This window comes from Paraburkholderia panacisoli (genome assembly GCF_008369935.1).
GTDB lineage: Bacteria > Pseudomonadota > Gammaproteobacteria > Burkholderiales > Burkholderiaceae > Paraburkholderia > Paraburkholderia panacisoli.
Genome location: NZ_VTUZ01000007.1, coordinates 284194 through 308358, shown reverse-complemented (window position 1 = coordinate 308358; position 24165 = coordinate 284194). Strand labels below are relative to the sequence as shown.

Here is a 24165-nt window from a genome sequence, read left to right as displayed (position 1 = left end):
CAGGTGGCGCCTGGTCCTTCGTCCCGTGAGGGGCAGTTGATGCCGTTGGCTTATCTGCTGAGATCAGCGGTCGTGCGAGGTCTGCGCCGGACCGAGTCCTTGGCCGCTTGCGAAGCCCGGATAGCGGAGTGTCCGCCCTTTACCTACAGATTGATCAGTCGCCACCCGTTGCCCCCGCTGGACGCAAGAAAACTTCGCCTGAAGATGCTGTATCGTGAACGCCTTTCGCCTTTGCACAGAGCCCACGATCTCCGTAGAGATGCCTTAGATGATCCCACTCCACCGCAATCCAGCTTTCTACGAGCTCCTTACCGATAGTTACGCCCGGGTGCTTGGTCGCCCTCTAGTGCCGCAGGCCATGCCGGTGGCCGAAGCTACCGAATGGCTCTATGAGAGTGCACCGTTCGCAGTGCTTGCGCACAACACCGATCCCGACCCGCTCTTTATTTATGGCAATAAAGCTGCGCAGTGCCGCTTTGAATATAGCTGGGATGAAATCACCCGACTGCCGTCCCGGCTCTCAGCTGAAGCCCCGAATCGCGAGGAGCGGCAGCAGTTCCTCGCACGCGTACAGCGGCTCGGCTATGAGGCGGGCTACAAGGGCGTGCGTGTCACCAAGTCAGGCCGGCGCTTCATGATCGAGGAAGCGACACTGTGGCAACTTCTCGATGCGGAAGGCAAATTGCACGGCCAGGCAGTTGTCATCCCGCGCACGCGCGACATTTGATCGCGAGGAAGTAGCTGCGAGCGGGAGCGGGGCCAAAGTGGTGACGTCGCAAGGCGGCTCAACGAACGTCCAAGGAAAACTCTAAACTTCGATACACCAGCTGAGCGATTCCAGCAAATCGTTGCATCGACCGGTTGAATCCGCAGTTGAACTTAGACAGTTGGACGGAAAGCGCCGATCGCGTGCAGTGAACGTCCGACTCATCTTGCGAGCCCGTTTGACCGCGTCACAGTGCGGTTAGATTGAAGTTGCGGCAATAAAAGAATGGCGTAGGTCGTCGCGTTACGCTGCGTACCTTGCTTGCGCGCCGTTCGTGAAGTAGATTTTTCTCATGAGGTTCGTCAGGCGGGAGGGACTGCCATGGAACTGAACGTGGAACGTATCGATGTTTGGGCGGCTACCATCGACGACAAGCCGGGCGGCCTTGCGAAGGTATTAAGCGTCTTGCGGGATGCTGGTGTCGACTTGCAGTTCATCGTGGCACGTCGCACGCCGGAGGCATCGGGTAAGGGGGTCGTATTTGTTGCACCGCTAGAGGGAGACAGTGCGATCCGTGCCGCCACACAGGTGGGGTTCAGCGTCACTCCGAGCCTTCACTCTGTCCGTGTAATGGGTCTGGATCAGCTGGGCATCATCGCGCAATTGACCGAGGCGTTGTCGGACGGGGGGGTCAACCTCCGCGGCGTCTCGGCCGCTGTACTTGGCACGCAGTTCATTGCGTATCTCGCGGTCGACTCGTTGGACGATGCCGAAAAGGCCATTGACCTTCTGCAAAGGGTCTGAAGCACCCGTACCGGACGGTGACGCAGCCTGAATCCCGACGCCGGGAGGAGGTCGAGAGTGATGAAGACACCGACGACCAGAAGGCGGGTAGTTTGGGCGCTCTCGCTCTGTACTATTGCGACGTGCATGGCAGTTGGCGGGGCATTGCTGTTCGAGCTGTCGGTGATCGGCTATGCCGTGCGCGATTTCCGCCGGGACGAGGCAATAGCGCAAGCCGGCATCGCGCGTGGCGAGCCGGCGACGCTCGAGGAGCGCCTCAATCCGCCCTATCTGAAGCAGTACGGGTTGGACCGCAACCTGTACACGGACAGTCACGGAAATTTTTCGCCAACGGGGGCTGACTGGCGGCAATGGGCGTTGCGAACCAAGGTCGCGGCCATTGTGATGTGGCTGGGTCACGATCCACCGGGAACCTGGTGGACCTTCGCTCAAATCAAGTGCGTTGACCGGTTTCCTCAAGCTCACGCCGACAGCGAGCCGATCGTCGATGTTGCCGACGCTTGCCTCGGTACACCGCATTGATCGACGCACAGCCAGTCTGGGCGATGCCGCCTTCGCTGCTCGAACCGAGCCAGTCAACTTCGGGCTGAGCGCGGCCGCAACCCGTCGTCCTGGCTGGGTTTGGCACATCAACCAGGTTGCTCCCCTAGACGAAGCGCCGGATCAGCGCGCACAAAGCAGTTCGTGCCCGACACCCCAGAATAGTGAGTGATCGCGGGAGAGCCGCCTGCGGGCCGCTTTGCTGTTTGTGCCCACATCCTGCCCACACCTATACAATACGGGTCGAAATGGGCCAAAAAGGCTACAAACGGGCAAAGTCTCAATGCTGACCGGCGCGAGACATTCGTGTTTTAAATCAACCGCTTGCGGTTCAAAATTTAACCATTCCTCGTCGTGTCCCTCCTGAAGAAATGTTTCGTCGCCGGCGCGATGGTCGTTGTGCTGGCCGCAGTCGCAATTGCTGGCGGATACCACTGGGCTACCAAGCCGCTCGACCTGACCCCCGCGCAACTCGACGTCACCGTCAAACCGCACAGCAGCCTGCGCAGCGTCGCGCTGCAGCTCAATCGCGGCGGTGTGCCGGTCGAGCCGGAGCTGTTCATCATCATGACGCGGCTGCTGGGTCTGCAAACCGAGCTGAAATCGGGCAACTACGAGTTCAAGACCGGCGTGACGCCCTACGAGGTGCTGCAGAAAATCGCCCGCGGCGACGTCAACGAGTACGTGGCGACCATCATCGAAGGGTGGACTTTCAAGCGCATGCGCGCCGAGCTGGACGCCAATCCGGCGCTCAAACACGATACGTCCGGCCTGAGCGACGCCGACCTGATGACCGCGATCGGTGCGCCGGAGGCGTCGATCGGCAACGGCGAGGGGCTGTTTTTCCCGGACACCTATCTGTTCGACAAGAACACCAGCGATCTCGATATCTATCGCCGCGCATACCGGCTGATGCGCGTGCGGCTCGACGAGGCGTGGATCGCGCGCGCGCCGAACCTGCCGTACAAGACGCCGTACGACGCGTTGACGATGGCCTCGATCATCGAGAAGGAAACCGGCAAGACGTCGGACCGGCCGATGGTGGCGGCGGTGTTCGCGAACCGGCTGCGTGCGGGCATGCCGCTGCAAACCGACCCGACCGTGATCTACGGCATGGGTGACAGCTACACCGGCCACATCAGGAAGAAAGACCTGCAGACCGACACTCCCTACAATACCTACACCCGGATGGGCCTGCCGCCCACTCCCATCTCGTTGCCCGGGGTCGCGTCGCTGCAGGCGGCGCTGAACCCGGCGCAAAGCGCCGCGCTGTACTTCGTGTCACGCGGCGACGGCAGCAGCATCTTTTCTGACACCCTCGGCGATCACAACAAGGCCGTGGACAAATACATTCGAGGGCAATGATGGCGCGGGGCAAATTCATCACGTTTGAGGGCATCGACGGCGCCGGCAAGACGACCCATCTCGGCTGGTTTCGCGAACGGCTCGAAGAGAAGGTCGCAAGCACCGGCCGCTCCGTTGTCATGACGCGCGAGCCAGGCGGCACGCCGCTCGGTGAGCAGATCCGCGAGATCGTGCTGCACCAAAAGATGGACCTCGAAACCGAGGCGCTGCTGATGTTCGCGCTGCGCCGCCAGCATCTGGCCGAAGTGATCGAGCCGGCGCTCGCGCGCGGCGACTGGGTGCTGTCGGACCGTTTCACCGACGCGACCTTCGCGTATCAGGGCGGCGGCCGCGGCCTGCCGCGCGACAAGCTGGAAACGCTGGAGCGCTGGGTGCAGGGCGGCTTCCAGCCGGACCTGACGGTGCTGTTCGATCTGCCGCCCGAGATCGCCAACGAACGGCGCAGCGCAGCGCGCGATCCGGATCGCTTCGAGAGCGAGTCGGCGGCGTTTTTCGAGCGCACCCGCACCGAATACCTGCGCCGCGCGGAAGAGGCGCCATACCGGTTCGCTATCATCGACTCTTCGCAGAGCATTGCGCGAATTCAGAAGCAGCTTGAAGAGTTGATCGCAGTTATTTGATTTTAAAAGAATATAAATTGCCGTTATAACATTATGCAAAGGTCTGGCGAACCTGATGTTGTGCCTCATGCAACGCTTTCAACCGATTGATTTCAAAGAGAAACGATGATCTATCCGTGGCAAGCCGATGACTGGAACCGCCTGCAGCAGCTGCGCGGCCACTGGCCGCACGCGCTGTTACTGCATGGGCAGGCGGGCATCGGCAAGCTGCGCTTTGCGCAGCATCTCGCGCAGGGACTGCTGTGCGAGGCGCAGCAAGCCAACGGCGAGCCGTGCGGCAAATGCGTGGCCTGCAACTGGTTCGCGCAAGGCAATCATCCGGACTATCGGATCGTCGTGCCCGAGGCGCTCGCCGCCGAAGCCGGCGTAGGCGCCGCCGCCGCCGAGAAGGCCGACGCCGACGAAGGCAAGAAGACCCGCACGCCCAGCAAGGAAATCAAGATCGAGCAGATTCGCGGCCTGCTCGACTTCGTCGGCGTGGGTTCGCACCGTGGCGGCGCGCGCGTGGTCGTGCTGTATCCGGCCGAAGCGCTGAACCTCGCGGCGGCCAATGCGCTGCTCAAGACGCTGGAAGAGCCGCCCGCGGGCGTCGTGTTCCTGATGGTGTCGGCGCGTATCGACCGTTTGCTGCCCACCATCATCAGCCGCTGCCGCCAATGGCCGTTGAGCGTGCCCGCGCCGGACGTGGCGACGAAGTGGCTGGCCGCGCAAGGTGTCGCCGAGGCGCCCGCGCTGCTCGCCGAAGCCGGCGGCGCGCCGCTCGCGGCGCTCGCGCTCGCCAGCGACGAGAACCGCACGCTGCGCGACTGGACGCTCAAGCAACTGGCCGCCGGGGCGGACTGCGACGCCTTCGCCTGCGGCGAGGCGCTGCAGAAGCTGCCGGTGCCGCTGGTGCTGGGCTGGCTGCAGCGCTGGATGTACGATCTGCTCGCGCAGCGCACCGCCGGCGCGCCGCGATATTTTCCGCAGGCGTCGGCGGCGTTGACGCGCTGCGCATCGCAAGCGGACGCCAGCGCGTTCGCGCGCTTCATGCGCAGCGTGACGCGCCAACGCGCGGTCGAGAACCATCCGTTGAACGCGCGGCTGGTGTTCGAGGAACTGTTTATCGGCTACCGCGAGCTGTTCGCGTAAGCCCGGCCGCGCCGTCCGGGCTGGCCGGGTTTTCCGCTGCGCGCCCAGCCCGGTCATGGGCCCCGTAATCCGTCTTTCATTTCGAATAAAAGCACCATGAGCCTTGCCTACCGCGATGCCACCCTCGACGATCTGCCCGCGATCGTCGCCATCTACAACTCGACGGTGCCGTCGCGGCAAGTCACCGCCGATCTCGAACCGGTCAGCGTCGAAAGCCGGCTCGCGTGGTTTCACGCGCATGGTCCGCAAAAGCGTCCGCTGTGGGTGGTGGAAGACCCGCAGCAGCCCGGCCGCGTGATCGCGTGGCTGAGCTTTTCGGATTTCTACGGCCGCCCGGCCTATCAGCGCACTGCCGAGGTCAGCATCTACCTCGACGAAAGCGCGCGCGGCCAGGGGCTCGGCAAGCAATTGCTGACCGCCTCGCTCGCGGCGGCGCCGGGGCTCGGCATCGACACCGTGCTCGGCTTCGTGTTCGGCCACAACGACGCGAGCCTGCGGCTGTTCCGCGGCTTCGGCTTCGACGCGTGGGGCACGCTGCCGCGCGTGGCCGTGCTGGACGGTGTCGAGCGCGATCTGGTAATTCTCGGCAAGCGCCTCGAGCCGGCCCACACCGCCGCCTGATCAGCCTCAATCCATTTTTCGCAGGACTTCATCATGTTTGTCGACTCGCACTGTCACATCAACTTCGAAGGACTCGCCGACCGCTTGCCGCAGGTGCTCGAGAACATGCGCAGCCATTCGGTCACGCATGCGCTGTGCGTCTCGGTCGATCTGGAAACGCTGCCCTCCGTGCTGGAGATCGCCAGCCGGCACGAGAACGTGTACGCGTCGGTCGGCGTGCATCCCGATCACGAGGACATGCGCGAACCGAGCGTGGCCGAGCTGATCGAGCTGGCCGAGCATCCCAAGGTGGTGGCGATCGGCGAGACGGGGCTCGATTACTACCGTCTGGAAGGCCGCACGATCGCCGACATGGAATGGCAGCGCGAGCGCTTTCGCACCCACATCCGCGCCGCGCATGCGACCGGCAAGCCGCTGATCGTCCACACGCGGGCGTCGGCGGAAGATACGCTGCGCATCATGGCCGAGGAGCGCGCGAGCGAGCCGGGCGGCGTCATGCACTGCTTCACCGAGCCGTGGTCGGTCGCCGAGCAGGCGCTGGCGCAGAATTTTTACATCTCGCTGTCGGGCATCGTCACGTTCAAGAAGGCGACCGACGTGCAGGACGTCGCGCGCCGCGTGCCGCTCGAGCGCCTGCTGATCGAAACCGACTCGCCGTACCTTGCGCCGGTGCCGTATCGCGGCAAGCCTAATGAACCTGCGTACGTAAGTTATGTCGGACGCTTCATCGCGCAACATCGCGAGATGCCGGACGAGGCGCTGGCCGCCGCCACCACGCAGAACTTCTTCCGCCTTTTCAAGATCCCCGCGCCCGCCGGTGCCTGAGTCTGAAAAACTAGTAATATCAAAAGGATAGGGAAGTCTCCTAAAGTAAGTTATGAAAACTATTTCGATGTCGACCGCTGCACTTCAACACACTTCCGCCATGCGCGGCGCACTGGCTTCGGCGCGGCGCCGCGCCTCGCGCATGGCGCTCGCGGCCACCGTCGCGTGTGCGGCGCTGACGGCGCTGAGCGCCGCGCCGGTGCAAGCCGCACCGATCGATTCGCTGATCAAGGCGGTCAAGTTCGACGACGTCGACGGCGTGAACAAACTGCTCGCCAAGGGCATGGACCCGAACAGCGTCGATAACCAGGGCATCCCGCTGCTGGTGCTCGCCGCGCGCGAGAAGTCCGACAAGGTGGGCGCGGCGCTGCTCGCCAATCCGAAGACCAACATCGAGATCGAGGACAAGGCCGGCGAGAACGCGATGATGATGGCCGCGCTGGGCGGCGATCTGAACTTCGTCAACCTGCTGATCGCGAAAGACGCCGAGGTCAACAAGAAGGGCTGGGCGCCGCTGCACTACGCGGCCGCGAACGGGCACGACGACATCGTCAAGGTGCTGCTCGACCATTCGGCCTACGTCGACGCCGGTTCGCCGAACGGCACCACCCCGCTGATGATGGCGGCGCGCGGCGGCCATGTGTCGACGGTCAAGCTGCTGCTCGACAATGGCGCGGATCTGACCGTGAAGAACCAGATCGGCATGACGGCGCTCGATTTCGCGAAGACCTACAAGGAGCCGGACGTGGTCGAAGGCCTGAGCGCGCGCCTGCAGCAGATGCAACAGAAGTGAACGGCCGGCGACACTGGCGAGGCGGACCGGAGGCCTCGCCGTCGGGCGCGGCTTCGCCATGCGTTGGCCGAGCTTCGCCTGACGATCGCGGCAGCCTGGCTGCTGCCGCGTCGTAAAACAGTGCAGAATGACGACTTGGTGCGCCGCGCGGCGCGCCCTGTGGATGCGGCGTAAGACCGCCTGATAAACGACCCTGGAAAGGAACACCATGCTGCGGGCTTTGATTTTCGCCAGCGCGTTTGCCGTACCGCTATCGGCAGCTGCGTTTACGGGAGGCGACCTCAACAAGCTGTGCACCAAGACCGATGTCGCATCGCGCAGTGCATGCGCGGCCTATATCGAAGGCGCCGCTGACGGCATCTTCAACACCATCGACGCGATCGGCGGCACGACCGGCCCGCGGGTCGGCCAGTACTTCTGCCTGCCGGCCGACGCGCGCTCGGCGCAGTTGACCGACGCGGTGCGCCAATACATTGCGGAAAATCCGAACGTCGCGGGCTACAACGCCAGCACGGCGATCTCGCTGGGACTCGGCAAAGCGTTTCCCTGCAAGAGCGGAAGTTGATCTGGAAGTTGATGTGACAGCAGACTGGAGACGCACGCGTGTTCCGGTTTGCCAGTGCTTTTGTGTGCGGCCCGGACTGTCGCGAGTCTGAAAACCCACTCCGGGACGAACGCGTCAAACCTGGTTGAAATTCAGGTTGCTTCCGCATGGCGGGGCGATTGGGCCGGCTCCCCCTTCGCGGGGTGAACATTAAGATGTCGGTAGTTTCGTGGATGCGCCACGCGGCTCCTGACCGGCACGAGACGGCGCCGCATCTCATCCCGCGACGCTGCGCGCCGCGCCCGCGTGTCAGGCACCCCGGTCCTGTCTACACTCGCGCCAGGAGGACAATGCCCGTCATGCCTACTTTCGACGAATTCAGCCTTGCCGCCGAGGCGCCGCTGCACACCTGGTTCGGCGCGCTGGTCGTGTCGGTCATCCTGGTGGTGGTGGCCGTCGGCGTCCACCGGTTCGGCGCGCGCATCGTGATGCGCATCGCGCGGCCGCATCCGCTGACCAGCGTGGTGCTGCGCTACATCGACAAACCGTCGCTGTTCGTCCTCGTGATTCTGGTGCTCGAAGGCGTGTTGTCCGAGGCGCCCAGCACGCTCAACTATATCGAGCCGATCCGCGACGTCGCCGCGATCGCGCTCATCGCCGCGCTCACGTGGCTGTCGGTGCGCTCGGCGGCGGCCATCGGCGAGGCGATCATCCGCGCCCATCCGCTCGATAGCGCCGACAACCTGCAGGCGCGCCGCATCCATACGCAGGCGCGAGTGCTGGCGCGCTCGGTGATGATCCTGATCGTGATCGTCGGCACGGGCGGCGCGCTGATGACTTTCCCGAATGTCCGGCAGGTCGGTGCGAGCCTGCTGGCCTCGGCCGGTGTCGCCGGTCTGGTCGCCGGTATCGCGGCGCGGCCGGTGCTCGGTAACCTGATCGCCGGTTTGCAGATCGCGTTGTCCCAGCCGATCCGCCTCGACGATGTCGTCGTCATCCAGGGCGAGTGGGGGCGTATCGAGGAAATCACCGGCACGTATGTGTCGGTGCGTCTGTGGGACCAGCGCCGGCTGATCGTGCCGCTGCAATGGTTCATCGAGAATCCGTTCACCAACTGGACCCGCAGCAGTTCGCAGATCATCGGCACGGTGTTTCTGTTCGTCGATTACCGGATGCCGCTCGCGCCGCTGCGCGAAGAACTCGCGCGCATCGTCGAGAGCGCGCCCGAGTGGGACCGCCGCGTGCAGGTGCTGCAGGTCACCGACGGCACCGAGCGCTCGATGCAACTGCGCGCGCTCGTCAGTTCGCCGGACTCCGGCCTGAACTGGGACTTGCGATGCCGCGTGCGCGAAGGCCTGCTCGGCTTCATCCAGCAGCACTATCCGCAGTATTTGCCGCGCACGCGCGCCGACGTGTCGGCGGAACTGGAAACCACCGTCAGCGAGCCGCTCGACTGGGTGCCGCGCAGCGCGCAGGCGCCGGCCGGCAGCACCGCCGCGCATACCGAGGCGGATCCGGTGGCGAGCCGGTTCGGTCGGCCGGGCGCGGCGGAAGCTTCGCAGAAATCGAAGGAGAGGGTATAGCGGGTGGGGTGCATACTGGCGCGAGTGCGTGCGCATGCGAGTGCATGGGGGCGCTGGCAGATCGATGCGCGAGCACGTTACCACGTGAACCCGCGCGGCGCGCAACCAGCGCCGCGTGACAGAACGCATCGAACCGATCGTGTCTCCGCGCGGTCGAACCGTCCACTCACTCACGAACCTGGCGCGGCACAAACCCGCATCATGGTGCTTCGGCATCGCAGCGCTCGCGAGAAGTTCGCCAAGCCCGGCGCCGCAAGCTCCCGACGCACACTAGTCCGCGCCGTGCGAACCAAGGAGGACATCCAACATGGGCCGACTGATCGTCGTGTCGAATCGCGTCGCAACGCCGACGGAAACCAAGGGATCGGCGGGCGGCCTCGCGGTCGGCGTATTCGGCGCGTTGAAGGATGCGGGAGGCGTGTGGTTCGGCTGGAGCGGCGACGTGGTCAGCGAGACCGTGGCCAACGCCGGCCCGACGCTCGAGCAGGACGGCGCGGTGACCTTCGCAACCGTCGGCCTTACGCGCAAGGACTACGACCAGTACTATCGCGGCTTCTCGAACGCGACGCTCTGGCCGGTGTTCCACTACCGCAACGACCTCGCCCGCTACGAGCGCGAGGAGTACGCCGGCTACCGGCGTGTCAATGCGTGGCTCGCGCACAAGCTGATCAAACTGCTTGAACCCGACGACGTCATCTGGATTCACGACTACCATCTGATCCCGTTCGCCGAAGCGCTGCGCAACGAGGGCGTCACGAACCGCATCGGCTTCTTTCTGCATATCCCGTTTCCCGCGCCGCAAATCCTGCTCAACATTCCGCCGCACGAAGAACTGGTGAAGTCGCTGTCATGCTACGACCTGCTGGGCTTCCAGACCGCCACCGACGAACAGGCGTTCCACGATTACGTGACGCGCCACGCGCGCGGCACGGTGCGCGCGGACGGCGTGGTCGAGGCGTTCGGGCGCAAGCTGCGCACGGGGGTCTACCGGATCGGCGTGTTCCCCGATGAAATCGCCGAACAGGCCAAGCGCTACGAAAGCCGGCAGCATGTGCTGGATCTGAAGCAGAGCCTGGAAGGGCGCAAGCTGATCATGAGCGTCGATCGGCTCGATTATTCGAAGGGGCTGGTCGAGCGCTTCCGCGCGTTCGAACATCTGCTGGAGCGCTCGCCCGAATGGCGCGGCAATGTCACGCTGGTGCAGATCGCGCCGCCGACGCGTTCAGATGTCGCCACCTACCAGAAAATCCGCCAGGACCTGGAATACGAAGCAGGACGAATCAATGGCCGCTATTCGGGCCTCGACTACACGCCGATCCGCTATCTGAACCAGCAGTACGACCGCTGGAAGCTGATGTCGCTGTTTCGCGAATCGCAGATCGGCTTCGTGACGCCGTTGCACGACGGCATGAACCTCGTCGCGAAGGAATACGTCGCCGCGCAAAATCCCGACGATCCCGGCGTGCTGGTGCTGTCGATCTTCGCGGGCGCGGCAGCGGAGTTGTCCGGCGCGCTGCTGGTCAATCCGCATGACGCGATCGGCATGTGCGAAGCGCTGCAGCGCGCGTTGCAGATGCCGCTCGACGCGCGTCAGCGGCGTCACGAAGTCAACATGGCGGCCTTGCGCAAGAACGATCTCGGCGTGTGGCGCGACACGTTCCTCAACGATTTGCGCAGCGTGCCCGTGCAGAAGCCGGGCGAGGATGGCGGCCATAAGTGATGCAACGCGTGCATGCGGTACGGGTATTGGGCGTGCCGCCGCTCGCGTTCGAACGATCGGCGGCCGCATGCTGACCACGTTGGCGGTCGCCGGATACCGGTCGCTGCGCGAGTTGATCGTGCCGCTCGGGCGACTGAACGTGATCACCGGCGCGAACGGCAGCGGCAAGTCGAGCGTGTATCGCTCGCTGCGCCTGCTGGCGGAAACGGCGCGCGGCGGCGTGATCACGTCGCTCGCGCGCGAAGGCGGCTTGCCGTCGACGCTTTGGGCCGGTCCCGAGCGCTTTTCGCGCGCGATGCTGGCGGGTGACGCGCCGGTCGAGGGCACGCGCCGCAAAGACCCGGTCAGCCTCAGGCTCGGCTTTTCCGGCGACGAATTCGGCTATGCGATCGACCTGGGTTTGCCGCCGCCGATGCCGAGCAAATTCACGCTCGACCCGGTGATCAAGCGCGAGTGCATCTGGAGCGGGCCGGTGCTGCGGCCTTCGGCCTTGCTGGTCGACCGTCACGGCGTCGCCTTGCGCACGCGTGACGAAAACGGCGACTGGCAGACCGTGCCGCAACCGGTCGCGAGCTTCGACAGCATGATGACGGAGTTCTCCGACCCGCGCAGCGCGCCCGAAATGATCACGGTGCGCGAACAGATCCGTTCGTGGCGCTTCTACGACCATTTCCGCACCGACGCCGACGCGGCCGCGCGTCTGCCGCAGATCGGCACGCATACGCCGGTGCTGTCCAACGACGGCGCGGATCTCGCCGCGGCCTTGCAAACCATCCGTGAGATCGGCGACCCGGCCGGACTCGACGCCGCGCTCGACGACGCGTTTCCCGGCTCGCGACTGGACGTCACGACCCACGACGGCCGTTTCGAAGTCGAGATGCGCCAGCACGGCCTGCTGCGGCCGCTGAAGGGCGCGGAACTGTCGGACGGCACCTTGCGCTATCTGCTGCTGGTCGCCGCCTTGCTGACACCGCGTCCGCCCGCGCTGCTGGTACTGAACGAACCGGAGACGAGTCTGCACCCGGACCTGCTGCCGGCGCTCGCACGGCTGATCGCGCGGGCGTCCGCGCATTCGCAGGTGCTGGTGGTGTCGCACGCGGCGCGGCTGATCGCGGCGCTCGAAAGGGAGGAGGCGAGCCAGTCGATCGTGCTGGAGAAGCACTTCGGCGCCACGCGGATCGCCGATGCCGACGAGCGCGAACTGCCTGCGTGGAAGTGGCCGCCGCGGTAATTCCGGCACGAGCGGCGCGTCCGCGGATGTAAGTCGACTGTAACAGCGCAAAGCAAATGAAAGACTAGGGGGTTTTTTGCCGGATACCAGGGAATAATGCTCCGATGCCGGTGGTGCACGCGATCGTGCTACACCGCCGGCATTGATTGGAGGTAACGGCGCTGTCATACTCGGCGTCGCTGATGCGCACCGTCACGAGGCGCGCGCCATCAGTTCATGGAGCATGGAGACACACAATATGAAGATTGCGCAGATCGCCCCCTTGACCGAATCGGTGCCGCCCAAGCTGTATGGCGGCACGGAGCGCGTCGTGTCGTATATCACCGAAGCGCTGGTCGAACTTGGCCATGACGTGACGCTGTTCGCAAGCGGCGACTCCGTCACCAGCGCGAAGCTCGAACCGGTCTGGCCACGCGCGCTGCGTCTGGATCCGGGCATTCGCGACCGCATTGCGCCGCATATGCTGCTGATGGAACTGGTGCGCCGCCAGGCCGAAGAGTTCGACGTGCTGCATTTTCACCTCGACTACTATTCTTTCTCGGTCTTCAAGCGCCAGGAGACGCCGTTCGTCACGACGATGCACGGGCGTCTCGATCTGCCCGAGCAGCAGCCGGTATTCGATACCTTCAACACGGCGCCGGTGATCTCGATCTCGAACGCGCAACGTCATCCGCTGCCCCAGGCGCGCTGGCTCGCCACCGTCTATCACGGTTTGCCCGAGCAGCTGTACACGCCGCAACCGGTCGAGCAGAAGTACCTCGCGTTTCTCGGCCGCATCTCGCCGGAAAAGCGCGTCGACACGGCGATCCGGATCGCCGGACGGTGCGGCATGCAGATTCGCATCGCCGCGAAAGTGGACGCCGCCGACCGCGAGTATTTCGAGCGCGACATCCGGCCGTTGCTGGACTTGCCGCACGTCGAGTTCATCGGCGAGATCGCGGATAACCAGAAAGCCGAATTCCTGTCGGGCGCGCACGCCTTGCTGTTCCCGATCGACTGGCCGGAGCCGTTCGGTCTGGTGATGATCGAGGCGATGGCGTGCGGCACGCCGGTGATCGCGTTCAATCGCGGCTCGGTGCCGGAGGTGCTGGAAGACGGCTTGACCGGGTTCATCGTCGAGGACGAGATCGGCGCGGTGGCGGCGGTCAACCGTCTGCACAAGATGCCGCGCGCGGGCGTGCGGCAGCGCTTCGAGGAGCGCTTCACGTCGCATCGGATGGCGCAGCAGTACGTGGACGTGTATCAGTCGGTGATCCGGGCGCAGAAGCGGTCGCGCTTCAAGGTGATTGATACGTCGGCGGGGAGTTGAGGGTGCGTTTCAGTCGGCGTTGCCCGTTCAGGCGCTGAAGCAGGTAGCGAGTTGGACGGCGCGGCATGGTGAAAAAGAACGGCGGTGTGCGATGCGCACCGCCGTTTTTTATGGTCGCTTCACGCTGGACGGATGGATTGCGCTACCGCCCGATTGCGGCGGCAAAGCTGTAGGGAGTGGTGAAGGGCGGTAAATGCAGCGAAGGGTGACTGGCAGCACGGCGCGACCGGCAGTTCGAACAAGGCCGTTCTCAGCGGCGCCCGCCACGATGCAACCGCGGATGCAAATTCCGATGAAACAACCACAACCTGCGCAGGCTTGCGTCTGACCCGGCCACCGCGGCTCACGGAACCGGGCGGATCAGACGTACACCCCGCGCTCCAGACAAGCGGATGAGCCGCTTAGATCTTCAGCCGCGAGACCTTGGTGCCTTGCAGCGACAGGTCACCCATCAGGCCGGAGTTGGTCAGCACGAACACCTGGACCGGTGCGGTGGCGGTGGTTGTGTCGATTATGCCGTTCGCGCCGACCTTCACGAGCGCCACGGACGCGTCGCCGCCGACCGACCAACCATCGGCGTTGCGGAATTTGTCCAGCGAGTCCTGCGTCATGAACAGGAAGATAATGGCCTTCGACTGCGCGCCCGCCTGCAGTCCGACCGAGCCTGAAGCCGTGCTGTAGTAGCCGACCGATGCGCCGCCGACGCGCAGCGCGCCTTCGCCGTACTGGCCGCCGACAACGAGGCCCGCTTGTATAACCGACGGGAACACGAGTACACCGCGCGCCTTCGAGACCAGCTCACGCGAACCCGGCACGGTCGTAAAAAGCCGCGACAACGTGCCGTCGACGGCGGCGTCGATCGACTGGCGCTTGGATGCATTAGTGGCAGGCGTCGGGTTGCTGCTGCTGGGCGAGGTGGTTGTGCAGCCCGCGAGTGCAAGGCCTCCGAAAGCGAGCGCAGCGGTCGTCTTCAACATGAAGTTTCGTCTTTGCATCGTTTTTCTCCGTATGGTTCCGGGGCGCAACCTGAGGCGATATCGCCGGGGTGCCTTTGAGTTATATCACACGCAAGTGCAAAAAGCGCCGTCGCCGTTTCGCGAAAAGCCTTGTGCGGCGGGGCTTTGCGGCTAATCGTAAGGCGTCGTGCTGTAAATTTGACCGGCTCGGCGCAACGGCGGGAGCGGCGCGCGCCGCGTGTTTGTTAGGGGGCTGCGGATTTCTGCTTCAAGCGAAGCTGCCTGACGCTCGCGGGCCTGGGGGCGTGCGAAAGTCGCGTTTTTACCGATTTTTAGCGTCACTGCGCAGTGTCGAAATCAAACTGAAAGTGTTGCCCGGATGCAGCAGTCCGGCGTGTTGTCGACTGCGAATCGAGGCGCGCAGCATGGGTTCGATTGCGTCGCCGCGCTTCGCGACGGCCTGGCGTGACGGCCGCGCGTTGCCTCATCCATGATTCGCCGGGCTCTTCACCGGCGGCGGGCGCCGCAGCGCGCGGCGCACCATGCCGATCAGCACGCCGAGCAGAAACAGCACGACCGCCGGCACGACCCAATAGCCGACGAACGCGTGCCACAGATAAGCCATCAAGGTGGAGCGGCGCACGCTGTATTCATTGCGCGCGTCCTGCTGGCGCGGCGCATTGGCGGCCAGCACGTCGGCGGGGCAGCCGGCGGCTTGCGCCTCGTCGGGCTTGCCGTGGCAGCGCGCGGGCGCGCCGGCGGCGCGTTGTGCGTCGGTGAAATTCCAGGTGGTCAACGCGCGGTCGAGGTCGACGTCGTTGTACGCCATTTCCTCGCGGATCTCGTTGACCGCAACGATCGCCACGGGCACGGCCCAGAATACGATGACGACCAGCCACCGCCTCAACCAGCGGTTTTTATGCTTCGATACCATCCTTGCCTCCAATCGATGCTCAGTAGCACCAACGACAAGATGGCGGCCCGTCTAATGTTGTATAGGGGGTGGGCCGTCTCCGCAGCCATCATAGAAGAAAACGGCGCGCTCCGGCGGGCGGACTGCGCAGGGCGAGAGGGGGACGGTGAAGCGGAAGACGAAGCAGGCGGGGAGGGGCCACGCCGGAAAACCGCGCGGCCCTGTTCGAACAATCAGCGCTCAGGCGCCGTGTTCGTAGCACGACGCGTCAGCAGAGCAGGGCTGGCTTGCGTTCAGTTGGCGGGCGCGGACGACAGGCAGGTCTTCATGAACGCCTTGCGATCGTCGCCCTTCTTGTCGGCGGCTTGCGTGTTGCACACCTTCATCTTCTCCTGCTGGGTCATCGGCGCGGCGGCCGGCTTCGCGGACAGGCAGGTTTTCATGAACGCCTTGCGGTCATCGCCTTTCTTGTCGCCGGCCTGCTTGTTGCAATCGGCCATTTTTGTCTGCTGGCTGTTCTCTGCGAACACCGGCGAAACGAGAACAGCGCCGAGCACCAGCGTAGCGATTGCGGATTGGATTTTCATGTGACACTCCATCGGTGGTGAAAACGTTTTTGTCGTTCATGCGCGCGGGCGTCAACGGCATCCAGGGCCCCTGTGCACGTCCATTATGGCAAATGCTGTCTGCCAGAACGGACAGAAACACCAATCGGTTGACAGGCGCTGCCGCTCGTTTTCCCCTACTTGACGGGGTGACAGCCGGGGCCGTCCGTTTGAAACCGGCGAATGACCGTGGTGTCGAATAATGTTATGCAATCCAGATCAATTAATTGCCAGATTTCAATGTGAATTGGATAGATCATTATTTGAATGGGCGAATAAAAATTGAAATGCCGGATGCATTGATTCGAGTAAAAATGAATAAATAATCGGCACAAAATTCCGCGATGGTTTGGAGTGGTAATATTGACTTCAACGCAGGCAAATGTCCGTCTCTCTTTGCCCGTCTCTGATGCTAGCCATAGGAGGCTCGCCATGCACTATCTGTTGATGTACGACCTCGTGTCCGACTATCTGGAACGGCGCGCCGAGTATCGCGACGCGCATCTGAAACTCGCGTGGGCGGCGGCGGAGCGCGGCGAGTTGCTGCTCGCCGGCGCGTTGACCGAGCCCACGGACAGCGCCGTGCTGCTATTCGAGAGCGATTCTCCCGCCGCCGCCGAAGCCTTTGCCAGAGCGGATCCCTATGTACTTGCCGGACTCGTGGCGCGCTGGCGCGTGCGTGAATGGACGACGGTGGTGGGCGAGCGCGCGGCGAAACCGGTGCGCTGACAGCGGGTTCAACGCAGTTGCGTCGAGAAGCGCATGAAGCGCCCGGGAGCGCGCATGCGCAGTCACTGTATGTGGCTTTATCTGTGCGCGGTCCCGATCATGTCAGCGCGCTATTCCGGCGCTGCTTCGGGCGCCGTCCGAACGACTTTCAAACTGCCAAAATGCATTGAAATACCGTCTCAAACAGGCGAGCGGTTCGTAAATCCAATTCGGCGCGATCGTGTATCGTAGTGCCGAACAATCACGCGCCATACCGCGCGAGCCGCTCCTGAGTTCTGTGACGGCAATGCGTGAAATGACGCAGCGAAAAGGACAAGATTGTTTCTATCCGTAACACTTGTCTCAATCGTATTCATGGAAACCCTGGGATGGTATGCTTCGTGCACAAATTCTCCCATGCACGAGTGAGACCACGTTTTGTGCTTCGCAATAGGGACAAACCGCACTACACCGGGGCGGTATTGACCAGTCAACAGAACGTACAAAACATATTTGTGCAACCGAGGACCGCACACGGATCGTGAACGCTGAATCCGTGGCAGGTCCAAAGCCGCGGCCAGGCCGAGCCGCGTGGAGAAAACCCAATGTTTTTCGATGAGCTAAGCAATGACGAGTGGGCGCTGCTGGCCGCGCTTGTCTCCGACGAGCCGGCCGTCCGTCTGAATCGACGCGGCCGGCCCCGCGCCGAACCGCGTATCGTGGCCAATGCCGTGTTGTGGATTCTGACAACCGGCGAACCCTGGTCGAAGCTGCCGGGCCGCTATCCGTCGGGGCCAACGTGCCGGCGGCGGTTTGAAGAATGGCAACTGAACGGCACGCTGCTCGAGATGGTCCGGCTGTTGTCGCAAACCGGGCGCACCTTCGCCTACATCCCGCAGCCGGCGCCGCCGGTCGGGGCCAAACCGGCGGTCAAACCCGCTCCGGTTGCGGCGGAAGCACCCGGCATGCGCGACGAAGGTCTGCGTGGCGTGTCGTGGAAAAGTCCCGAGTCGTGGCAGGCGCCCGGCGTGTCGAGCACGCTGAGCCACTGGCGCTCGGCCGATCCGATCGCCGACATCACGCGGCAGTTGTCCGGTGTCGCGGATGCGGCGCCGGTCACGCGTGCGCCGGCCACATCCTCTTCGTCCGCTGCATCCGGCACATGGCCCGCGATGCGCACCGCCGTGCCTGTCTGCGGCAGTAGCGAAGCGGTCGCGGTCGGTGCGGCGATGGAGCGCCTCGATGCGGCGATCGCGTCGGCACGCCACCCGCAAGCACCGGACGATCAACGCAAGCCGCTGTCGATGAGTCTCGCGCCGCGCGGCACGCAGATCGCCGGCCCGCACGGCTATCTGATCTACGTCGTGGCCGAGCAGGTGCCCAATGCGATGTATCGGGCGTGGGCGGAAATCATGAAGGACGGCCAACGCGTCGAGCGTTCCGGCCTCGTCGGCCCGCGCTTCACCGATGCGCACGCAGCCGAGCAATACGCGCTCGAATGGGCGCGGCAGTGGATCGACCGCGAGCGCTTGACGCAGGTCGCGGGCGAATCCATCGACAGCGCACGTGCGCAGTCGGCGTCGTATGCGCCGAGGCAGCCGGCTCGTCCGTTGCCCAAGCGTCACGTGCCGGAGCCCGTTGCGGTGAATCATGGTGCGCCGTTGCATGGTCCGCTCAATGCGTTTCGTGGACCGCTGCGCCGTTATCCTGGTGACGCGGCTGCCGCAACAACCTCGCCCGACAGCAATAGCGCAGCGGATCGTTTTCCTTCGTCGTACACAGAACTGATCTCCCACGCGGGATGAGCACGGCAGTAAGCAACGGCAGTAAGCACGGCTATCAGCATGACTGTCGGCACGACTGAAAACATCGTCGTCGGCACAGCAGTTCCCCGCGGCTGGTAGGAGCAACCGCCGCAGGTTCCCGCTTCATTCGTTGTGGTTCAACTGTGTCACCTGGTTTGGCCGATCACTGGCGTCCGTACGTGTCGTCGAAGCGCACGATATCGTCTTCGCCGAGATACGAACCCGACTGGACCTCGATCATTTCGAGCGGCATCTTGCCCGGATTCTCGAGGCGGTGCGTGACCCCCAGCGGAATATAAGCCGATTCGTTTTCGGAGACGATAAAGCGCTCTTCACCTCGCGTGACGAGCGCCGTGCCGCGCACGACGATCCAATGTTCGGCGCGGTGATGATGCATTTGCAGCGACAGTCGCGCACCGGGTTTGACGACGATGCGTTTGACCTGGAAGCGCTCGCCGGTGTCGACGGAATCGTAGTTGCCCCACGGACGATGCACCTTGCGATGGTTGGCCGCTTCGAGACCGCCCTCGGCGCGAATCCGGCCGACGATCTTCTTGACGTCCTGCACGCGCGATTTATCGGCGACGAGAATCGCGTCGGCCGTCTCGACCACCACGAGGTCCTGCGTGCCCACGCAGGCAATCAGGCGTCCTTCGGAATGCGCGAAGGTCGACGATGCGCCTTCGAACATCACGCGGCCCCGGCTCACGTTGTGATCGGCGTCCTTCTCCGAGATGTCCCAGATCGCGTCCCACGAACCCACGTCCGACCAGCCCGCCTGCAACGGCACCACCACGCCGGCCGCGACGCTTTGATCCGCGCCGAGCTTTTCCATCACTGCGTAATCGATCGAGTTCGACGGCGACGCGCTGAACGCGTCGCGTTGCAGACGGAAGAAGTCGCCGTCCGCCTTGCCGCCCGTGAAGGCCGCTGCACACGCTTCGGAAATGGCCGGCTGGAAATGGCGGATCGCTTTCAGCCAGGTCGATGCGCGCATGATGAAGATGCCGCTGTTCCACCAGTACTCGCGCGATTCGACGTAGCGCTGCGCCAGTTCCAGATGCGGCTTTTCGACGAAGCGGTCGAGCTGGTGCGCGATGATCCTGCTCGATGCTTCGTTATCCGTATCATCGGCATGATCGCCCGTATGAGGCGCCGATGCACCCAGCGCAGCGCCGATGCGAATGTAGCCGTAGCCGGTTTCGGCGCGAGTCGGCACGATGCCCATCGTGACGATGCGCCCGGACGCCGCATGCTGCACGCCGGCGGCCACGGCCGCATGAAATCCGTCGCTGTCGGTGACCGCGTGATCGGCGGGCATCACGACCATGATGCCGTCCTCGTCCTGCGCGACAATCGACAGCGCGGCGACCGTCAACGCCGGCGCCGTGTCGCGGCCCATCGGTTCGAGAATCAGCCGGGTCGGCTTGCCGCTCGTGCGCAGTTGCTCGGCGGTGGTGAAGCGCTGCTCTTCATTGGCCACCACGACGAGTTGCCCGGTGAGCGGGTAGCCGGATTCGAGCCCGTCGAGACGGCGCGTGGTGGATTGCAGCAGCGAGTCTTCGCCGAGCAGGCCGATCAGCTGTTTCGGATGCTGCTCGCGCGACATCGGCCACAGCCTTGTACCGGAGCCCCCCGCGAGAATCACAGGATGAACCTTGAGCTTGACGTTCAGGGGCGTAGCTTGCGTGGACCGGGTGTCGGCGGGCGTGGCCGTGACCGGAGCTGTCATGATGAACTCCTCGAGGCTGGGTGAATGCGTCGAGTTTTATCACGAAGTCGGGAATCAATAAAAGCGCGTTAAATGCAAATGATATAAATCGGCCGGATAAAATTATCCGTTTAATGAAGGAAAAATGTCCGGCCCATTTATCAAAAAGAAAAATTTTCCGAAAAAAATAGGCGGCAATTTTTTTATCGTGAATTCTGCGTGAGAATAGTGCCGAAAGGTAAGCCGCAAGCTTCGCCGATCACAGCGCAACACGGGCTGCATTGCCTTACAGATAGGTCCGCGCGACGCCTGAAGAGCACCGATTCAGGTAACAATTACCGAATAAAATCCAGAAAAAATGCCGAAAATTGACCGATACAATTTGAGATATTTTGCGGTCTTGCAGTACGAATTTTAATACCGCCTTATCTATACCTGTACAAGGGTATTCACTCATTCCGGCACAGATTTTCCAATCCGGCCACTCAGGCGCGATTCAGGCGAAATTTAGCCGAATCATGGATCGGGAAATAAAAGGGCAATCGCTCCGGTTCAATCAGATTCGCGTCGCGCGCGGCAGGGCGGGACGCGGTTGCCGGCGTGGCGCGCCCGCCTGTTGCAGTGGAATGCGACGGACTTGATCAACCAACGGATGGCACTTGACTGACGAACTGAGGGGCAGCTCATGCTGAGCGTTCTATCGAGAATCATCGACATCGCCATGGTCGCGCTCGGCGCGGCCATCGCGGCGGCCGTGCACAGCGGGAAAGTAGTGTGGCTGGACGATATGCAAAGCGTGTCGCTCGCGTTCGGCTGCCTGCTGGTGGTGGTGTTCTTTCCGGCGCTGGGCATCTATCAATCATGGCGCGGCAAGCCGCTCTACGACCTGCTGTCGCGCGTCGCGGGCGGCTGGGTGATGGTGGAAATCACCGGTGTGCTGATCAGCTTCAGCCTGCACCGCTCGGACAACCTGTCGCGGTTGTGGCTCGTGTATTGGGCGGTGGCCACCATCGGCTTGCTGATCATCACCAAGGTGATCGTCTATTCGATCCTGCGCGGGCTGCGCCGCGAAGGCTTCAATCAGCGCGCGGTGGCGATCGTCGGTGGCGCGCCGTATGGGCGCTTTCTGATCGAGCAGATGCGCAGCCGTCCGGAAGCGGGCTTTAGCCCCGTCGTGGTGTTCGACGAGGACGGCACGATCAACCCCTACGAAGACCCGGACGCGGCCGACGCGATCGAAGGCGTGCCGGTCGAGCGCGACTATCAGCGAATGATCCAGCTGGTGCGCCAGCGCGCGATCCGCGAGTTGTGGCTGGCGCTGCCGATCTCGAAGGAAAAGGCGATCCATCGCTTCGTGATGGATCTGCGCAACGACTTCGTGAACATCCGCTTCATTCCGGACGTGCGCAGCCTGACGCTGTTCAATCAGCCGATGGTCGAATTGCTCGGCGTGCCGGCGATCAACCTTGCCGCGTCGCCGATCACCGATCTGCGCGTGCTGCCCAAGCGCGTGTTCGACCGCCTGTTCGCGCTGGCCGCGCTGACCGCGCTGGCGCCGCTGATGCTGGGGATCGCGGCGATGGTGAAGCTGAGCTCGCCCGGCCCGGTGTTCTTCCGCCAGAAGCGCAAGGGCATCGACGGCAACCAGTTCGAGATCTACAAGTTCCGCTCGATGAAGATGCACAAGGAAGAGGCCGGCAAGATCACCCAGGCCACGCGGCGCGACCCGCGCATCACGGCGGTCGGCGCGTTCCTGCGGCGCACCAGCCTCGACGAGTTGCCGCAGTTCATCAACGTGCTGCGCGGCGAGATGTCGGTGGTCGGCCCGCGCCCGCACGCGCTCGAACACGACGACATCTACAAGGATCTGGTGAAGGGCTACATGCACCGCTACCGGATCAAGCCGGGCATCACCGGATGGGCGCAGATCAATGGTTATCGCGGCGAAACCGACCGCATCGAAAAGATGATGGGCCGCGTCAAGCTCGATCTGTACTACATGCAGCACTGGACCTTCTGGCTCGACATCAAGATCGTCGTGCTGACGCTGTGGAAGGGCTTCGTGGGCAGCAACGCATATTGAGTCCCGCACACGGGCGCGGGCCATACGACGCGCCGCGTGAGCGCACTCCTGAATCAACTCCATTTTCCGAGGTGTAATACATGAACCTGACGATCATCGGTAGTGGCTACGTAGGCCTCGTGACGGGCGCATGTCTGGCCGACATCGGCCACGACGTGTTCTGTCTCGACGTCGATCAGCGCAAGATCGACGTGCTCAACAACGGCGGCGTGCCGATCCATGAACCGGGTCTGCAGGAGATCATCGCGCGCAATCGCAAAGCGGGGCGCCTGAAGTTCTCGACCGACATCGAGGCCGCGGTCGCCCACGGCGACATCCAGTTCATCGCGGTCGGCACGCCGTCCGACGAGGACGGTTCCGCCGACCTGCAATACGTGCTGGCCGCCGCGCGCAATATCGGCCGGCATATGACGGGCTTCAAGGTGATCGTCGACAAATCGACGGTGCCGGTCGGCACGGCCTCGCGCGTGCGCGAGGTGGTCGCCGCCGAGCTGGCCGCGCGCAAGCTCGATCACATGTTCTCGGTGGTGTCGAATCCGGAGTTCCTGAAAGAGGGCGCGGCGGTCGAAGACTTCACGCGGCCTGATCGCATCGTGCTCGGCTGCGACGAGGACGTGCCCGGTGAAAAGGCGCGCGAACTGATGAAGCGCCTCTACGCGCCGTTCAACCGCAATCGCGAACGCACGCTGTACATGGACGTGCGCTCGGCCGAATTCACCAAGTACGCGGCCAACGCGATGCTCGCCACGCGCATCTCGTACATGAACGAGCTGGCCAATCTGGCCGACCGCGTCGGCGCGGACATCGAGGCGGTGCGCCGCGGCATCGGCTCCGATCCGCGCATCGGCTACGACTTCCTGTATGCCGGCTGTGGCTATGGCGGCTCGTGCTTCCCGAAGGACGTGCAGGCGTTGATCCGCACCGCGGCCGACCACAAGGCGAACCTGCGCATTCTAGAAGCGGTGGAAGCGGTCAACGACACGCAGAAACGCATCCTCGCGCAGAAGATCGTCGCGCGTCTGGGCGAGGACCTGTCTGACCGCACGTTCGGCGTGTGGGGCCTCGCGTTCAAGCCGAACACCGACGACATGCGCGAAGCGCCGAGCCGTCCGCTGATCGCCGAACTGCTGCGCCGTGGCGCGCGCGTGAAGGCTTACGACCCGGTCGCGATCGACGAGTCGAAGCGCGTGTTCGCGCTCGATCTGAAGGACGTGCCGCAGCAGCACGCGCGGTTGTCGTTCGTGAAGGAAGAGATGGAAGCGGCCGAGGGTGTCGACGCGCTGGTGATCCTCACAGAATGGAAGGTCTTCAAGAGCCCGGACTTCGCTTCGCTCAAGGAGATGCTGAAGACGCCGCTGATTTTCGACGGCCGCAATCTGTACGAACCGGATGCGCTGCTCGAACTCGGCATCGAGTATCACGCGATCGGCCGGCAGCATGCGTTGCGCAATGCGCCGGCGAGAGTCGGCGCGCACGCGCTCCCGCTCGACGAAGCCGACGCGGATGCGGATGCGGTGCATGCAACCGCCGTCGCGAATCACTAGGCCGCGAGGCCACCGAGCCACCAGGTCAGCGCACGCCGCGAGAGAGCC

General features: G+C 63.7%; 22 protein-coding genes. 18 read left to right on the top strand and 4 right to left on the bottom strand.

What is annotated here, in order from left to right; translation table 11 throughout:
• Window positions 1-268 precede the first annotated feature (268 nt).
• The 14 genes from FVF58_RS13615 to FVF58_RS13550 all read left to right on the top strand — a co-directional run bounded on the left by FVF58_RS13615 (window position 269) and on the right by FVF58_RS13550 (window position 13792).
• On the top strand, window positions 269-727 hold the full coding sequence (locus tag FVF58_RS13615) for an MEKHLA domain-containing protein (RefSeq protein ID WP_149670413.1): 459 nt from the start codon (window positions 269-271) through the stop codon (window positions 725-727).
• A 360-nt stretch (window positions 728-1087) separates the two neighbouring features.
• Window positions 1088-1510, top strand: a complete 423-nt coding sequence (locus tag FVF58_RS13610) for an ACT domain-containing protein (protein ID WP_149670412.1) — start codon at window positions 1088-1090, stop codon at window positions 1508-1510.
• A 126-nt stretch (window positions 1511-1636) separates the two neighbouring features.
• The gene (locus tag FVF58_RS13605; protein WP_246217045.1) at window positions 1637-2032 is read left to right on the top strand and encodes a hypothetical protein; all 396 of its coding nucleotides are present in this window, start codon (window positions 1637-1639) and stop codon (window positions 2030-2032) included.
• Between the two features lie 372 nt (window positions 2033-2404).
• Entirely contained in the window at window positions 2405-3415 is a 1011-nt protein-coding gene (gene mltG / locus FVF58_RS13600) for an endolytic transglycosylase MltG (RefSeq protein ID WP_149670410.1), read from the top strand.
• Window positions 3415-4035 carry a dTMP kinase gene (gene tmk, locus FVF58_RS13595; protein WP_149670409.1) on the top strand — a complete coding sequence of 207 codons (621 nt, stop codon included), beginning with the start codon at window positions 3415-3417 and terminating at the stop codon, window positions 4033-4035. Before mltG ends, tmk begins: the two co-directional genes overlap by 1 nt.
• Window positions 4036-4140: 105 nt before the next feature.
• The gene (locus tag FVF58_RS13590) at window positions 4141-5166 is read left to right on the top strand and encodes a DNA polymerase III subunit delta' (RefSeq protein ID WP_149670408.1); all 1026 of its coding nucleotides are present in this window, start codon (window positions 4141-4143) and stop codon (window positions 5164-5166) included.
• A gap of 96 nt (window positions 5167-5262) precedes the next feature.
• Window positions 5263-5787, top strand: a complete 525-nt coding sequence (locus tag FVF58_RS13585) for a GNAT family N-acetyltransferase (protein WP_149670407.1) — start codon at window positions 5263-5265, stop codon at window positions 5785-5787.
• A gap of 33 nt (window positions 5788-5820) precedes the next feature.
• Window positions 5821-6612, top strand: coding sequence for a TatD family hydrolase (locus FVF58_RS13580; protein ID WP_149670406.1), 792 nt, complete (start codon window positions 5821-5823; stop codon window positions 6610-6612).
• A 52-nt stretch (window positions 6613-6664) separates the two neighbouring features.
• On the top strand, window positions 6665-7405 hold the full coding sequence (locus FVF58_RS13575; protein WP_149670405.1) for an ankyrin repeat domain-containing protein: 741 nt from the start codon (window positions 6665-6667) through the stop codon (window positions 7403-7405).
• Window positions 7406-7613: 208 nt separating this feature from the next.
• The gene (locus FVF58_RS13570) at window positions 7614-7970 is read left to right on the top strand and encodes a Rap1a/Tai family immunity protein (RefSeq protein ID WP_149670404.1); all 357 of its coding nucleotides are present in this window, start codon (window positions 7614-7616) and stop codon (window positions 7968-7970) included.
• A 338-nt stretch (window positions 7971-8308) separates the two neighbouring features.
• Entirely contained in the window at window positions 8309-9532 is a 1224-nt protein-coding gene (locus tag FVF58_RS13565) for a mechanosensitive ion channel family protein (RefSeq protein ID WP_149670403.1), read from the top strand.
• Window positions 9533-9839: 307 nt separating this feature from the next.
• On the top strand, window positions 9840-11252 hold the full coding sequence (otsA, locus tag FVF58_RS13560; protein WP_149670402.1) for an alpha,alpha-trehalose-phosphate synthase (UDP-forming): 1413 nt from the start codon (window positions 9840-9842) through the stop codon (window positions 11250-11252).
• Window positions 11253-11319: 67 nt separating this feature from the next.
• Complete coding sequence (locus FVF58_RS13555; protein WP_149670401.1) at window positions 11320-12483, top strand: AAA family ATPase; 1164 nt, start codon at window positions 11320-11322, stop codon at window positions 12481-12483.
• A 238-nt stretch (window positions 12484-12721) separates the two neighbouring features.
• Window positions 12722-13792 (top strand): glycosyltransferase family 4 protein, encoded by a 1071-nt coding sequence (locus FVF58_RS13550; protein ID WP_149670400.1) that lies wholly within the window; start codon window positions 12722-12724, stop codon window positions 13790-13792.
• Window positions 13793-14193: 401 nt separating this feature from the next.
• Here the strand turns inward: FVF58_RS13550 and FVF58_RS13545 are convergent, their stop codons facing one another.
• The 3 genes from FVF58_RS13545 to FVF58_RS13535 all read right to left on the bottom strand — a co-directional run bounded on the left by FVF58_RS13545 (window position 14194) and on the right by FVF58_RS13535 (window position 16248).
• A complete protein-coding gene (locus FVF58_RS13545; RefSeq protein WP_149670399.1) occupies window positions 14194-14787 on the bottom strand; it encodes a BPSL1445 family SYLF domain-containing lipoprotein in 594 nt (197 codons plus the stop codon).
• A 445-nt stretch (window positions 14788-15232) separates the two neighbouring features.
• Window positions 15233-15682 carry a hypothetical protein gene (locus tag FVF58_RS13540; protein ID WP_149670398.1) on the bottom strand — a complete coding sequence of 150 codons (450 nt, stop codon included), beginning with the start codon at window positions 15680-15682 and terminating at the stop codon, window positions 15233-15235.
• Between the two features lie 272 nt (window positions 15683-15954).
• Window positions 15955-16248 (bottom strand): PsiF family protein, encoded by a 294-nt coding sequence (locus tag FVF58_RS13535; protein ID WP_149670397.1) that lies wholly within the window; start codon window positions 16246-16248, stop codon window positions 15955-15957.
• 450 nt (window positions 16249-16698) lie between these two features.
• Between FVF58_RS13535 and FVF58_RS13530 the strand changes: the two genes are divergently transcribed.
• Window positions 16699-16995, top strand: coding sequence for a YciI-like protein (locus FVF58_RS13530; protein ID WP_149670396.1), 297 nt, complete (start codon window positions 16699-16701; stop codon window positions 16993-16995).
• A 584-nt stretch (window positions 16996-17579) separates the two neighbouring features.
• Complete coding sequence (locus FVF58_RS13525; RefSeq protein ID WP_149670395.1) at window positions 17580-18779, top strand: transposase; 1200 nt, start codon at window positions 17580-17582, stop codon at window positions 18777-18779.
• A gap of 163 nt (window positions 18780-18942) precedes the next feature.
• Here the strand turns inward: FVF58_RS13525 and FVF58_RS13520 are convergent, their stop codons facing one another.
• Window positions 18943-20511, bottom strand: a complete 1569-nt coding sequence (locus tag FVF58_RS13520) for a mannose-1-phosphate guanylyltransferase/mannose-6-phosphate isomerase (RefSeq protein WP_149670394.1) — start codon at window positions 20509-20511, stop codon at window positions 18943-18945.
• A 664-nt stretch (window positions 20512-21175) separates the two neighbouring features.
• Between FVF58_RS13520 and FVF58_RS13515 the strand changes: the two genes are divergently transcribed.
• Together FVF58_RS13515 and FVF58_RS13510 are read left to right on the top strand one after the other, a co-directional pair.
• A complete protein-coding gene (locus FVF58_RS13515) occupies window positions 21176-22573 on the top strand; it encodes an undecaprenyl-phosphate glucose phosphotransferase (protein WP_149670393.1) in 1398 nt (465 codons plus the stop codon).
• Window positions 22574-22653: 80 nt separating this feature from the next.
• Window positions 22654-24117 carry a UDP-glucose dehydrogenase family protein gene (locus FVF58_RS13510; protein WP_149670392.1) on the top strand — a complete coding sequence of 488 codons (1464 nt, stop codon included), beginning with the start codon at window positions 22654-22656 and terminating at the stop codon, window positions 24115-24117.
• Window positions 24118-24165: the final 48 nt, after the last annotated feature.

Coding starts and splice junctions, on each gene's coding strand:
- otsA (WP_149670402.1), top strand. CDS start 9,840: ATGGGCCGACTGATCGTCGTGTCGAATCGCGTCGCAACGCCGACGGAA.
- FVF58_RS13590 (WP_149670408.1), top strand. CDS start 4,141: ATGATCTATCCGTGGCAAGCCGATGACTGGAACCGCCTGCAGCAGCTG.
- FVF58_RS13530 (WP_149670396.1), top strand. CDS start 16,699: ATGCACTATCTGTTGATGTACGACCTCGTGTCCGACTATCTGGAACGG.
- FVF58_RS13520 (WP_149670394.1), bottom strand. CDS start 20,511: ATGACAGCTCCGGTCACGGCCACGCCCGCCGACACCCGGTCCACGCAA.
- FVF58_RS13565 (WP_149670403.1), top strand. CDS start 8,309: ATGCCTACTTTCGACGAATTCAGCCTTGCCGCCGAGGCGCCGCTGCAC.
- tmk (WP_149670409.1), top strand. CDS start 3,415: ATGGCGCGGGGCAAATTCATCACGTTTGAGGGCATCGACGGCGCCGGC.
- FVF58_RS13540 (WP_149670398.1), bottom strand. CDS start 15,682: ATGGTATCGAAGCATAAAAACCGCTGGTTGAGGCGGTGGCTGGTCGTC.
- FVF58_RS13610 (WP_149670412.1), top strand. CDS start 1,088: ATGGAACTGAACGTGGAACGTATCGATGTTTGGGCGGCTACCATCGAC.
- FVF58_RS13570 (WP_149670404.1), top strand. CDS start 7,614: ATGCTGCGGGCTTTGATTTTCGCCAGCGCGTTTGCCGTACCGCTATCG.
- FVF58_RS13525 (WP_149670395.1), top strand. CDS start 17,580: ATGTTTTTCGATGAGCTAAGCAATGACGAGTGGGCGCTGCTGGCCGCG.
- FVF58_RS13515 (WP_149670393.1), top strand. CDS start 21,176: ATGCTGAGCGTTCTATCGAGAATCATCGACATCGCCATGGTCGCGCTC.
- FVF58_RS13615 (WP_149670413.1), top strand. CDS start 269: ATGATCCCACTCCACCGCAATCCAGCTTTCTACGAGCTCCTTACCGAT.
- FVF58_RS13585 (WP_149670407.1), top strand. CDS start 5,263: ATGAGCCTTGCCTACCGCGATGCCACCCTCGACGATCTGCCCGCGATC.
- FVF58_RS13510 (WP_149670392.1), top strand. CDS start 22,654: ATGAACCTGACGATCATCGGTAGTGGCTACGTAGGCCTCGTGACGGGC.
- FVF58_RS13575 (WP_149670405.1), top strand. CDS start 6,665: ATGAAAACTATTTCGATGTCGACCGCTGCACTTCAACACACTTCCGCC.
- FVF58_RS13605 (WP_246217045.1), top strand. CDS start 1,637: ATGGCAGTTGGCGGGGCATTGCTGTTCGAGCTGTCGGTGATCGGCTAT.
- FVF58_RS13545 (WP_149670399.1), bottom strand. CDS start 14,787: ATGCAAAGACGAAACTTCATGTTGAAGACGACCGCTGCGCTCGCTTTC.
- FVF58_RS13550 (WP_149670400.1), top strand. CDS start 12,722: ATGAAGATTGCGCAGATCGCCCCCTTGACCGAATCGGTGCCGCCCAAG.
- FVF58_RS13555 (WP_149670401.1), top strand. CDS start 11,320: ATGCTGACCACGTTGGCGGTCGCCGGATACCGGTCGCTGCGCGAGTTG.
- FVF58_RS13535 (WP_149670397.1), bottom strand. CDS start 16,248: ATGAAAATCCAATCCGCAATCGCTACGCTGGTGCTCGGCGCTGTTCTC.
- FVF58_RS13580 (WP_149670406.1), top strand. CDS start 5,821: ATGTTTGTCGACTCGCACTGTCACATCAACTTCGAAGGACTCGCCGAC.